The 11993-nt window shown below is 35.5% G+C and carries 16 protein-coding genes and 2 tRNA genes; 12 read left to right on the forward strand and 6 right to left on the reverse strand.

The window, feature by feature from the left end; translation table 11 throughout:
* Positions 1 to 145 precede the first annotated feature (145 nt).
* A complete protein-coding gene (gene purT / locus BUC23_RS01235) occupies positions 146 to 1321 on the forward strand; it encodes a formate-dependent phosphoribosylglycinamide formyltransferase (RefSeq protein ID WP_279625669.1) in 1176 nt (391 codons plus the stop codon).
* Here purT and BUC23_RS01240 read toward each other — a convergent pair whose 3' ends face one another.
* The gene (locus BUC23_RS01240; protein WP_073204133.1) at positions 1322 to 2185 is read right to left on the reverse strand and encodes an AraC family transcriptional regulator; all 864 of its coding nucleotides are present in this window, start codon (positions 2183 to 2185) and stop codon (positions 1322 to 1324) included.
* 93 nt (positions 2186 to 2278) lie between these two features.
* Between BUC23_RS01240 and BUC23_RS01245 the strand changes: the two genes are divergently transcribed.
* The 9 genes from BUC23_RS01245 to BUC23_RS01285 all read left to right on the forward strand — a co-directional run bounded on the left by BUC23_RS01245 (position 2279) and on the right by BUC23_RS01285 (position 6898).
* Positions 2279 to 2641 (forward strand): DUF983 domain-containing protein, encoded by a 363-nt coding sequence (locus tag BUC23_RS01245; protein ID WP_073204136.1) that lies wholly within the window; start codon positions 2279 to 2281, stop codon positions 2639 to 2641.
* Positions 2642 to 2700: 59 nt separating this feature from the next.
* Positions 2701 to 3027 carry a DUF6370 family protein gene (locus BUC23_RS01250; RefSeq protein WP_073204785.1) on the forward strand — a complete coding sequence of 109 codons (327 nt, stop codon included), beginning with the start codon at positions 2701 to 2703 and terminating at the stop codon, positions 3025 to 3027.
* Positions 3028 to 3033: 6 nt separating this feature from the next.
* Positions 3034 to 3609, forward strand: a complete 576-nt coding sequence (locus BUC23_RS01255; protein ID WP_073204139.1) for a Crp/Fnr family transcriptional regulator — start codon at positions 3034 to 3036, stop codon at positions 3607 to 3609.
* 175 nt (positions 3610 to 3784) lie between these two features.
* Positions 3785 to 4501 carry a pirin family protein gene (locus BUC23_RS01260; RefSeq protein WP_073204142.1) on the forward strand — a complete coding sequence of 239 codons (717 nt, stop codon included), beginning with the start codon at positions 3785 to 3787 and terminating at the stop codon, positions 4499 to 4501.
* 11 nt (positions 4502 to 4512) lie between these two features.
* The gene (locus BUC23_RS01265) at positions 4513 to 4797 is read left to right on the forward strand and encodes a GNAT family N-acetyltransferase (protein WP_073204144.1); all 285 of its coding nucleotides are present in this window, start codon (positions 4513 to 4515) and stop codon (positions 4795 to 4797) included.
* A gap of 2 nt (positions 4798 to 4799) precedes the next feature.
* Complete coding sequence (locus tag BUC23_RS01270; protein ID WP_073204147.1) at positions 4800 to 5207, forward strand: OsmC family protein; 408 nt, start codon at positions 4800 to 4802, stop codon at positions 5205 to 5207.
* A 2-nt stretch (positions 5208 to 5209) separates the two neighbouring features.
* A complete protein-coding gene (locus BUC23_RS01275) occupies positions 5210 to 5431 on the forward strand; it encodes a (4Fe-4S)-binding protein (RefSeq protein ID WP_073204149.1) in 222 nt (73 codons plus the stop codon).
* Between the two features lie 210 nt (positions 5432 to 5641).
* Complete coding sequence (fabD, locus tag BUC23_RS01280; protein WP_073204152.1) at positions 5642 to 6514, forward strand: ACP S-malonyltransferase; 873 nt, start codon at positions 5642 to 5644, stop codon at positions 6512 to 6514.
* Between the two features lie 132 nt (positions 6515 to 6646).
* Positions 6647 to 6898, forward strand: a complete 252-nt coding sequence (locus tag BUC23_RS01285; RefSeq protein ID WP_073204156.1) for a hypothetical protein — start codon at positions 6647 to 6649, stop codon at positions 6896 to 6898.
* 139 nt (positions 6899 to 7037) lie between these two features.
* Here BUC23_RS01285 and galE read toward each other — a convergent pair whose 3' ends face one another.
* Positions 7038 to 8051: a UDP-glucose 4-epimerase GalE gene (gene galE / locus BUC23_RS01290; RefSeq protein ID WP_073204159.1), complete on the reverse strand. Its 1014-nt coding sequence runs from the start codon at positions 8049 to 8051 to the stop codon at positions 7038 to 7040.
* Positions 8052 to 8057: 6 nt separating this feature from the next.
* Positions 8058 to 9188: a DegT/DnrJ/EryC1/StrS family aminotransferase gene (locus BUC23_RS01295; protein WP_073204162.1), complete on the reverse strand. Its 1131-nt coding sequence runs from the start codon at positions 9186 to 9188 to the stop codon at positions 8058 to 8060.
* Between the two features lie 176 nt (positions 9189 to 9364).
* Between BUC23_RS01295 and BUC23_RS01300 the strand changes: the two genes are divergently transcribed.
* Both BUC23_RS01300 and BUC23_RS01305 read left to right on the forward strand, forming a co-directional pair.
* Complete coding sequence (locus BUC23_RS01300) at positions 9365 to 10609, forward strand: 3-deoxy-D-manno-octulosonic acid transferase (RefSeq protein ID WP_073204165.1); 1245 nt, start codon at positions 9365 to 9367, stop codon at positions 10607 to 10609.
* Between the two features lie 278 nt (positions 10610 to 10887).
* On the forward strand, positions 10888 to 11133 hold the full coding sequence (locus BUC23_RS01305; protein WP_073204169.1) for a PG1828 family lipoprotein: 246 nt from the start codon (positions 10888 to 10890) through the stop codon (positions 11131 to 11133).
* Between the two features lie 163 nt (positions 11134 to 11296).
* Here the strand turns inward: BUC23_RS01305 and BUC23_RS01310 are convergent, their stop codons facing one another.
* From BUC23_RS01310 to BUC23_RS01320, 3 genes are all read right to left on the reverse strand, one after another.
* Complete coding sequence (locus BUC23_RS01310; RefSeq protein ID WP_073204171.1) at positions 11297 to 11644, reverse strand: DUF1508 domain-containing protein; 348 nt, start codon at positions 11642 to 11644, stop codon at positions 11297 to 11299.
* A gap of 143 nt (positions 11645 to 11787) precedes the next feature.
* Positions 11788 to 11873 (reverse strand) — tRNA-Leu (locus BUC23_RS01315).
* An 11-nt stretch (positions 11874 to 11884) separates the two neighbouring features.
* Positions 11885 to 11960, reverse strand: a tRNA-Gly gene (locus BUC23_RS01320).
* Positions 11961 to 11993: the final 33 nt, after the last annotated feature.

Here is an 11993-nt window from a genome sequence, read left to right on the forward strand (position 1 = left end):
GCGTGACCCAAGGGTCGGGCTATCCGCTGCAATCTTTTTTACCTCGTTAAAGAACGAGATAAAAAAGGATTTCCACTTCTATCCCTCACGCAAAAAAACACTATTTTTGCTTCCAATTTAAATCGTTTTCATACGATTAAGCAACTTGAAACTTCAAAAAATGAAAATACTACTTCTTGGATCTGGCGAATTAGGAAAAGAATTTGTAATCGCAGCACAACGCATCGGGCAAACCATAATTGCAGTTGATAGTTATGAAAACGCGCCCGCTATGCAAGTGGCACACGCTTTTGAAGTCATCAATATGCTTGATGGAGAAGCCTTAGACCGAATTGTTGCCAAACACCAACCTGATTTCATCGTTCCTGAAATTGAAGCCATTCGTACCGAGCGTTTTTACGATTACGAGAAGCAAGGAATTACCGTAGTTCCTTCTGCGAAAGCAGCAAACTTCACCATGAACAGAAAAGCAATCCGAGATTTAGCTTCCAAAGAATTAGGATTAAAAACCGCCAATTATCGCTACGCCACAACTGCCGAAGAATTGCAAAAAGGAGTTGAAGCCGTTGGAATGCCATGCGTGGTAAAACCATTAATGTCTTCGTCTGGAAAAGGACAATCCACTATAAAAACAGAATCCGATATCGAAAAAGCATGGAATTATGCCGTGGAAGGTTCTCGCGGGGATGTTGTGGAAGTTATCGTAGAAGCATTTGTGAAATTCAATTCGGAGATTACTTTATTGACAGTAGTTCAAAATAATAATCCCACTTTGTTTTGTGCCCCAATTGGTCACCGACAAGAACGTGGCGATTACCAAGAAAGCTGGCAACCCGCAAGAATTTCCGACAAAGATTTATACGAAGCACAAGACATGGCCGAAAAAGTTACCGAAGCTTTGGGCGGCGCAGGACTTTTTGGAGTAGAATTTTTCTTGGCTGATGATGGCGTTTATTTCTCAGAATTATCACCTCGTCCACATGATACCGGAATGGTAACTTTGGCGGGAACGCAAAACTTCAATGAATTCGAATTGCATTTACGAGCCATTTTAAGTTTACCAATTTTCGAAATTACTTTAGAAAAAGTGGGAGCAAGTGCAGTTATTTTAGCTTCAGAAAATTCAACAAACCCAACTTATACCGGCATCGAAAAAGTTGCATCTTTACCTAAAACTGATTTCAGAATCTTTGGAAAACCAACTTCTCGTCCGTACAAAAGAATGGGCGTGGCTTTAGTCAATGACACTTTAGAAACTCCAATTGAAGAAGTCGTAGAAAAAGCTAAAAAAGCAGCTAGTTTGGTTACCGTGAATTCGTAATTACTTTTTAGAAACACGAAAATCTGTCGGAGTCATTGCAGTATGTTTTTTGAATAATCGTGTAAAATAGGAATAGTCATCATATCCTAATTCGGTTGCAATTTCATTAACGGTGAACTTTTTATCCATCAGCATTCGTTTTGCTTCCAGAATAATTCGGTTTGTGATTACTTCGGTTGTGGTCTTCTGCAGGATTTCATTGCATACCCTGTTCAAATGTTTTAAAGTAATATGGAGTTGCGAAGCATAGAAAGAAGGCGTTTTATCTGCCTTAAAATTCTTTTCCAAAAGTACTTCAAAATTTTTAATTTTCACATTATACGAATGCGTTTCATGGAGATAAGTTTCACTATATTTTCTGGCAATTTCAATATGAATAATATCTAGCAGGTTCATGATTTTATCCTGCTTCATAATTTGGTTTCCCTCAGTTTCCGAAATTAGGCTCTCAAAATATGGCAGAATCGCTTTGGATTCAGCCATATCAAATAAAATTTCAGGGATATTATTAACCGAAGAATAAAAAGGATATTCACCTATAGTTTTTTGTCCAAAATAGAGATTATACATTTCCTGCGAATAGAAAATTACAAATCCTTCTACATCATCGGACAAATCCCAATGATGTATTTGTCCAGGCTGCATAAAAAAAACACTTCCGGGTTGGATTATAAATTTATCAAAATCAATTTCATGCGTTCCTGAACCTTTAGTAAAAAAAACAAGCACATAAGAATTATGTCGGTGCGGCTCTTCAACAAAACTATGATTGATTAAGTGATTTTTGAACGTATTAATATACAAATCACTATTTACTGAATTACAGTTAAAACGCTGAATGGGATAAATAGGATACTTTTTCATAACTAATACAATGTCTTTATTGTGCTACAATAAGCGAATATAGAAAACATCTGGAACATGGATAATAAATACCTTTGATAAAAATAAATAAAAATGTCACATGTTATTGCACATATCCTAAATAATGATTGTCCACATTGCCTTGAAGGCAAGGTTTTCAATGAAAAAAGCATTTTCTTTACTATTGGATTTCCCAAAATGAACAAATTTTGCTCCCGTTGTCAATTTAAATTCGAGAAGGAACCTGGTTATTTTTTTGGTGCCATGTATGTCAATTATGGACTGACTGTAGCGCAAAGTATTGCGACTTATGTCATAGCTCAGTTTTTCTTTACCGAAACTTTCGATTTAAGAATCATTCCAATTATTGGAGTGGTTATCATTGCAATGTCTTCTTTCAACATTCGTCTATCCAGATTATTATGGATTTACATGTTCAAGAATTATTCCAGCTAAAAATCGCAAAACAAATCAAAAAAAGGACTATCTTGTCAGGAATAAATTCTTTAAAAGAAATGAAAAAAATCATAACTTCAATATTCTTGTTTTCTATACTAATAGCAACTGCTCAGGATAAAAAAGAAAAGCCAAAAACCCAAATTGTAGATGCCGCTTGCGGACAATGTCAATTTGGAATGAAGGGAAATGGTTGTGAATTAGCTGTACGTATTGATGGAAAAAGCTATTTTATAGACGGAACTTCTATCGATTCTCATGGTGATGCTCACGCTGATGATGGTTTTTGTGCTGCCATTAGAAAAGCAGCAGTTGTTGGTGAAATAAAAGACACCCGTTTTGTAGTTTCAGAATTTAAATTACTTCCTGAAGAAAAGAAAAAATAACAAAAGTTGCCTTTAATTCTTCAAAATATTACCAAGCATATAACACTTACTCCTGAAGAAGAGCAACTTTTTTTGTCCAAAATTGAAACGCATCATTTTAAAGCCAAAAGTCTTTTACTCAATTCAGGGCAAGTTTGCAAACATTCCTATTTTGTGAACTCAGGAATCTTGAGAAGTTTCAATATCAATGATAACATTGTAGAGCATGTTTTAAATTTTGCCTGTGAAGGATGGTGGATTGGCGATATGTACAGCTTAATTTCGCAAAAACCCGGCAATCTTTTTATTGAAGTTTTAGAAGATGCCGAAGTCGCTATGCTTTCAAAAGAAAATCAAGAACAACTTTATATAGAAATTCCAAAACTAGAACGCTTTTTTAGAATTCTAACTGAAAATTCATTGGTAGCATATCAAGAACGATTGATGGATAATTTAAGTTTATCAGCAGAAGAGCGCTTTGAAAAATTTTGCAAAAAATACCCGAGTCTCATTCAAAAAGTGTCTCAAAAACAAATTGCTTCTTACATTGGCGTCACACCTGAATTCTTGAGTAAGATGAAGTCGAGACTGCTGCGAAAGTAGTGTTCAGTAATCAGTTTCTAGTATTCAATTATTAAGAATGCGAAATTCTCCTTAATACTTTACTGAGCACTGACCACTTTTTTACTGAATACTGATTTTCTTAATCTACATTAAGTGCCTTCTTCATGCAATGATTGTAAATTTGTATCATAATAATTACTAAATTTATTTCATCATGGAAAATACAATCATACACAAAGCAAATACACGTGGTCATGCTGATCATGGCTGGTTGAATGCTTATCACAGTTTTAGTTTCGCCAGTTGGTACAACCCAGAAAGAGTCCAGTTTGGAGCGCTTCGTGTTTTGAATGACGATACCATTGCAGCCGGAATGGGTTTTGGAACACATCCGCACGATAATATGGAAATCATCACCATTCCACTTGAAGGCGATTTGGCGCACAAAGACAGTATGGGAAATACAGAAACTATTAAAAGTGGCGACATTCAAGTCATGAGTGCCGGTACTGGAGTAAAACATTCTGAATTTAATCCAAATGCTGATCAAAGAACTAAATTATTGCAAATTTGGGTCTATCCAAACCAGCAAAATGTAGCACCACGTTACCAACAAATCACTTTAAATCCTGAGGATCGAAAAAATAAATTGCAACAAATTCTTTCCCCCAATGCTGATGATTCAGGCGTTTGGATTCATCAGGATGCTTGGTTTCATTTGGGTAAATTTGACAAAGATGTTTCAGCCACTTACAATTTGAAAAAAGAAGGAAATGGCGTTTATGCCTTTATCCTTTCTGGAACTATAACAATTAACGGACAGGAATTAGAAACCCGTGATGGATTTGGAATTTGGAATACCAATTCTTTGGACATTAAAGCGACCTCAGATGCCGAGTTCTTATTGATGGAAATTCCGATGCAACATTAATTTTTTTTATTATGAGTGAAATCCTAGAATTAGAATACAACGAAAAAGAAGGGTTCTTCTATATGGCTGTAAATGATAAAATAGAAGCTAAAATGACATTTGTTTTTGCTGGCAAAGATAAAATCATCATTGACCATACCGAAGTGAATGTAGGTAATAACGGGAAAGGATTTGGAAAGAAAATGGTGGAAAAAGCAGTCGCATTTGCCCGAGAAAAAGGCATTTCAATTCTTCCTTTATGTCCTTTTGCGAAAAGTGTTTTTGATAAAAACCCCGAATTTAGAGACGTTTTATAATTATGGGAAATTTATTAGAAAAAGATATTAGCGGCCATATTGGGACACAAAAATACCTGTGTACCATTTCTTGGCGAAACGGTCAGCTTATTATGGATGAGCCGGAAAGTATAGATGGAAATGATCTGGGTCCAGATCCCTACTCCACTCTTCTTGCCTCTTTAGCAGGCTGTACTTTATCAACTTTACGTATGTATATTGACCGAAAAGGATGGATAATCCCAGAAATTAATATTACATTGAACGCAACACAAGAAACAGGCAATGAAGTGACTACTATAATCTCCAGAAAAATTTCTTTTTCGACTGAAATTACTCCAGAACAAAAAGAACGACTGTTGATGATTGCTGAAAAATGTCCTGTTTCCAGAATTTTAAAAGGAACAATAACGATTAACACCACCTTGTAACTATGGATCCGGAAAACATTAAAAAAGAATATACCAATGGTGAAGTCACCGTGGTATGGCAATCTGGCAAATGCATTCACTCGGGCAACTGTGTCCGCAATAATCCTGATGTGTTTCAACCCAGAGAAAAACCTTGGATTAAAATTGAAGGTTCTTCGACAGAGAAAATTATTGATACGGTAAAGAAATGCCCTTCGGGAGCGTTAACGTATTACGAGAACTAATAAAAAATCCTATATTGAAAGAAAAGCGTTGTAAACACACAACGCTTTTCTTGTTTCTTGAAATCCTACAGTTTCTTTTTAGCCCTGATGGAAGCGGAAATCCTCGCAGAGATTGCAGCGTACAGCAGGAGGAATATTGATAAGAAGAACAAAAGTTGGTGCTCCTAAAAAAAATACTATTTTTGTCCCGACAAATTTAAATAGACAACAATGAAAGCATACGTATTTCCAGGTCAAGGCGCGCAATTCACCGGAATGGGCAAAGACTTATATGAAAACTCCCCATTAGCAAAGGAATTATTCGAAAAAGCGAACGATATATTAGGTTTCCGCATCACAGATATCATGTTTGAAGGTACGGCCGAGGAATTGAAAGAAACCAAAGTTACGCAGCCAGCAGTTTTCTTACATTCGGTTATTTTAGCTAAAACGTTGGAAGATTTCAAACCAGAAATGGTTGCGGGACATTCATTAGGCGAATTTTCAGCATTGGTAGCAAATGGCACTTTGTCTTTTGAAGATGGATTGCGATTGGTTAGTAAACGCGCTTTGGCGATGCAAAAAGCCTGCGAAATAAAACCATCGACTATGGCTGCCGTTTTAGGATTAGCAGACAATATTGTAGAAGAAGTTTGTGCTTCTATTGACGGAATCGTAGTCGCTGCAAACTATAACTGCCCAGGACAATTGGTAATTTCAGGAGAGACAACCGCAGTTGAAAAAGCCTGCGAAGCTATGAAGGCCGCTGGAGCGAAACGTGCTTTATTGTTACCTGTGGGAGGTGCTTTTCATTCCCCAATGATGGAACCGGCAAGAGAAGAATTAGCAGCAGCTATTGAAGCAACGACATTCTCAACTCCTATTTGCCCCGTGTATCAAAACGTGACAGCTAATGCGGTTTCTGACCATAATGAGATCAAGAAAAACTTAATCATACAATTGACTGCGCCAGTAAAATGGACGCAATCCGTGCAACAAATGATTGCTGATGGTGCAACTTTATTTACCGAGGTGGGCCCGGGAAAAGTATTAGCCGGATTGATTGGAAAAATTGATAGAGAAGCGGTGACCGCGAATGCGTAATTAGTATTCAATCGCAATACTCCGTTTTGAAATAGATTAAAAATTAAATCTTCGTGAACATACGTTTATGAGGATTTTTTTTATCTTTATAATAGGAGTTCACTAAATTATAAATTTATTAAAATAAAAAAAATGAAAAAAGCACTTTTAGGAATAGCATTTATTGCAACTTTAATGACCTCTTGTAAAAAAGAAACAAAAGACGAAGTAAAAGAGGCAACTGAAGCAGTTGGGAACGAAATGGGAGAAGCAATGGATACAGCTGCTGTAAAAGTTGACGCTGCAGTTGATTCTACTAAGGTTAAAGCTGGAGAAACTCTTGAAAGAGGAGCTAAAAAAATGGATGAAGCTGCTGAAAAGCTGAAAGAAGCAGGAAAAAAATAATTTCCAGAAAAACTGAATTGAAAGTCCTGAACGAATTATAAATTAAGAAAATCAGTTTTCATTCGTAGTTTTTTCCAATCAAAAAAAATCCCAAATTATCATCGTGATAATTTGGGATTTCTATTTTTTAAACTGAGTACTAACTTCTAATTTTTTGTTCCCATTTCCAAGCACTTGCCATTGCTTCTTCAAGCGTTGATTGTGCCTTCCATCCTAGAACAGTATTAGCTTTATCCGTATTAGCGTAAGCCGATGTAATATCGCCTTCTCTGCGACCTACAATTTTATATGATAATTTTTTACCGCTTACTTTTTCGAAAGTATGAATGACTTCTAACACAGAACTTCCTGTCCCTGTTCCTAGATTAAAGGTTTCTACTTTGGCCAGATTCTTTTTGTTTAATAGCCTTTGCAAAGCAATTACGTGCGCTTTTGCCAAATCGACTACATGAATGTAATCACGCACAGCTGTCCCATCAGGCGTAGGATAATCATCTCCGTAAACGGATAATTCTTTTCGTAAACCAAAACCCGTTTGAGTTATAAAAGGCACTAAATTTTGTGGTACGCCAATAGGTAATTCCCCAATTTCAGCTGACGGATGTGCTCCAATAGGATTGAAATAGCGCAATAGAATGGCATTGATATTAGATACCTTAGCAACATCAGTGATGATTTCTTCTCCTATTTGCTTTGTGTTACCATAAGGCGACATGGCTGTTTGAATTGATGCATCCTCAGTGATTGGCATTTTTTCGGCTTGACCATAAACGGTACAAGAAGAGCTGAAAATAAAGCTGGCTTCGGGTTTTTTCTGTAATTCCTGCAAAACATATACCAACGCATTGATATTGTTTTCATAATACAACAAAGGATTTTCGACACTTTCACCAACGGCCTTTGAAGCAGCAAAATGAATCACCCCGGAAATATCATTATGTCTTTTGAAAAAATCCTGTACTTTATCTTTTTCACGTAAATCTAGCTTTTCGAATGCGGGAATTTTTCCTGTAACAGCTTCAATTCCGTCTAATACACTCAAAGAAGTATTAGAAAGATTATCTACAACTAATACCTCAAAACCTTCATTTTGTAATTCGACTACGGTATGAGATCCTATAAAACCTAAACCTCCTGTTACTAGTATTTTCATGATTTATTATTTCAAAAATTCTAAAACGCTATCCGTGATGAATTTAATTTGTTCGTTATCCAGTTCCGTATGCATTGGTAATGAAATTACTTCTTTGACCAATTGGTTGGTTACAGGAAAATCTTCTTCTTTATATCTTGTATCTAAATACGCTTTTTGTGAATGCAACGGGATTGGGTAATAAATGGCACATGGAATACCTTTATCCAGCAAATGTTGCATCAAACCATCTCTATCGGCATCAATGATTCTCAATGTATATTGATGAAAAACATGACAGTCACAAATATCACAAATACTTGGCGCTACGATATTTTTATGGCCTTCAAAAGCTGCTGAATATTTTCTGGCTGCGTTTTGTCTTGCTTTGTTGTATTCATCTAATAAAGGCAATTTTGCATTTAAAACTGCGGCCTGAATACTATCTAAACGAGAGTTCACTCCTACTACATCATGATGATAGCGTTCGTACATTCCGTGATTTACAATTCCGCGAAGTTTGTGAGCCAGAGCATCATCATTTGTAAAAATGGCTCCACCATCACCATAACAACCTAAATTTTTAGAGGGAAAAAAAGAGGTAGACCCTACATGACCAATTGTTCCTGCTTTCTTTTTTGTTCCATCAGAAAACTTACAATTGGCTCCAATAGCTTGTGCATTGTCTTCTATAACATACAGATTGTGTGCTGCCGCCAAAGCCATTATCGCTTCCATATTAGCCGCACGGCCAAATAAATGTACAGGAACAATCGCTTTCGTTTTTGGTGTAATGGCGCGTTTTATTCCCTCAATAGAAATATTCATATTATGCATATCTACATCAACTAAAACCGGCGTAAGTTGCAACAAAGCAATCACCTCAACTGTTGCGGCAAAGGTAAAATTAGCAGTAATGACTTCATCTCCAGGCTTTAAATCCAATCCCATCATAGCGATTTGTAACGCATCAGTTCCGTTTGCACACGGAATAACATGTTTTACATCTAAATAGTTTTCTAAAGATTTTTGGAACTGATGAACTTGAGGTCCATTAATATAAGTATTGGTATCTAAAACTTCTTGAATAGCCGTATTTACAGTATCTTTTATTTTATCATATTGACTTTTTAAGTCAACCATTTGAATTTTTTTCATTGAGATTTTGTTTAAAATTTATCCTTCAACTGACCTAAGGACGATGCTAGTTTATGGTTTGAAGTTACTGAACGCCATAAAACCTTTTATAAAACGAGAACAAAAATAGTTATTTAATGACTTATTACAATGAAAATTATTTAAAGTGATGTAATTTAGCACATAAATTTTTAACGATGCTTTTCCTTTATAATTTATTTGTAATTTTCGCTTCACAAGCCTTAAAACTAGTCGCTATTTTCAGTCCAAAAATCAAACTTTTTGTGGAAGGTCGCAAAGTTGTTTTTCCAACTTTGGAACAAAAAATAAAACCTTCGGACAAAACGATTTGGTTTCATGCTGCTTCTTTAGGAGAATACGAACAAGGACTGCCTGTAATCGAAAAAATTAAAGAGAAATTTCCTTCCCATAAAATTGTAGTTACTTTTTTTTCGCCTTCAGGCTATGAAGTACGCAAAAACAATACGGTTGCGGACGTCACGGTTTATTTGCCTTTGGATACCAAGAAAAATGCGAAAGAGTTTTTAACTTTAGTGAATCCTGAACTCGTTTTCTTTATTAAATACGAATACTGGTTAAATTATTTAAGCGAACTTAAGGAGCTAAATACGCCAACTTACCTGATTTCAGGTATTTTTAGAGAAAATCAAATGTTCTTTAAATGGTACGGCGGGTTTTATAGAAAAGCACTGGATACTTTTACTTATTTTTTTGTGCAAAATGAGAATTCAAAAAAACTATTAAGACAATTAGGCAAAGCCAATGTTGCAGTTTCAGGAGACACACGTTTTGACCGAGTGGCAGCAATTTTAGAAAAAGACAATTCTTTGGATTTTATATCCCAGTTCAAAAACAACACACTTACCATCGTAGTAGGAAGCTCATGGCCAAAAGATGAAAGTTTACTAGTTGATTTTATCAATTCCAATAAATACAATGTCAAATTTATAATTGCACCACACAATATAAAAACAGAACAAATTGAACATCTAAAAAACAGCATCGCCACAAAGACAGTTTTATTCAGCGAAAGAAAGGAAAAAAATCTTGCTGATTACGACGTTTTTATAATTGACACTATTGGCATTTTGACGAAAATTTACAGTTATGCTGACATTGCCTATGTGGGTGGTGGATTTGGAAATCCTGGCGTACATAATATATTGGAACCAGCTACCTATGGTGTTCCAATAGTGATTGGCCCTAACTACTCTCATTTTACAGAAGCAATCGCTTTAGTGAACCTTGAAGGCTGTATTTCTATTTCCAATATAAAGGAACTGGAAACCACTTTAAGGAACTTAATCCTTATCGAGGTTGAAAGAGACGAGAAAGGACATATATGCGAAACATTTGTGCAAATGAATAAAGGTGCTACCACTATTATAATGAAAACTATTTCGAATTTTGAATTGCTCTAATTTTCTAAAAAAAAATCAGGAGATAAATCAGTCACTGCAATTAAGGCACGATAGCGCATTCCTTGTCATTGGATTATAAAAAAAGCCCCACAAAGTTTCTTTTACTAATTTAACGGCCCATATTTCATAAAATTAGCGCTCTGGCATAATAGTTGTTGTAAATGAGAATGTTGGCGAAAAATATTATTTTTTAAAAAAAAAATAAAAAAATATTTTACATATTAAAAAATTTATATCTTTGCCACGAATTAATAATTAACCTTTTATAATAAAGTAAGATGAAAAAAGTATTTTTAAGTTTAGCTGTTGTTGCTGTTTTAACTGTTGTATCATGTAAAAAAGCTGACGCTCCTGCTGAAGACGCTGCTGCTGTAGTTGATTCTGCTGCTGTAGTTGTTGATTCTGCTGCTGCTGTAGTTGATTCTGCTGCTGTTGTTGTTGACTCTGCTGCTGCAACTGCTACTGACGCTGCTGCAACTGCTACTAAAGCTGCTGCTACTGCAACTGAAGCTGCAAAAAAATAATTAGAATCCAATTCTAAAAATTTTAAAGCCATCCGCGCAAGCGAGATGGCTTTTTTAATTATTTATACTTACGCTTTTAGGGCGTTTATGGATATAAAAAGAGAGCAATGGGTAAATTACCCATTGCTCTCTTTTTTATTAACGTACTGCTCCGTAATAAACGTTAATCTTCAAAAATAAAATCATTTGCCGAAAAATCTAAAATTTCGGCTACGGATCCATATTTAACAATTTCATCTATTCCTTTTTGAAGCCTCAAAGAAGTAGTGTATTTTCTGCTGGTAGCAAGATGACACCCCTTTAGCATCAATTTAAAATAATACTTACCATTTGAAGACTTAAACTTTAAAAAGTCTGCTGATTCAATGTTCTCTTTTAATTTGTCAATTTCTTCCTCACACTCAAACTTAAGTTCATAACTCAAACTAGTAAAAATGATCTTTCCTTTTCTGGAAGTAAAAACAAATTTATACTCATCATTAAATCTTTTACTAATTACAAAAGCTCCCATAGTTTAGTATATCTTGAATAAAATGAAATTAATGCAGACGCTAAAAGAGCTATACTTTTAAGCACTTGCAATTAAAATTGTAAAATCTAAATGGATTTATTATAAAATAAAAAAAGCTCCAAACATAGTTTGAAGCTTTTTAGTACTCAGAGCGGGACTTGAACCCGCACGAACATTGCTGTTCACTGGATTTTAAGTCCAGCGTGTCTACCAATTTCACCATCCGAGCATTATGTGGTGTGGAGCGAAAAACGGGGCTCGAACCCGCGACCTCGACCTTGGCAAGGTCGCGCTCTACCAACTGAGCTATTTTCGCATTTTCAATTCTTAAAAAGAACCGCGATACTTG

It is taken from the genome of Flavobacterium xinjiangense, from assembly GCF_900142885.1.
In the GTDB taxonomy this organism is placed as follows: domain Bacteria; phylum Bacteroidota; class Bacteroidia; order Flavobacteriales; family Flavobacteriaceae; genus Flavobacterium; species Flavobacterium xinjiangense.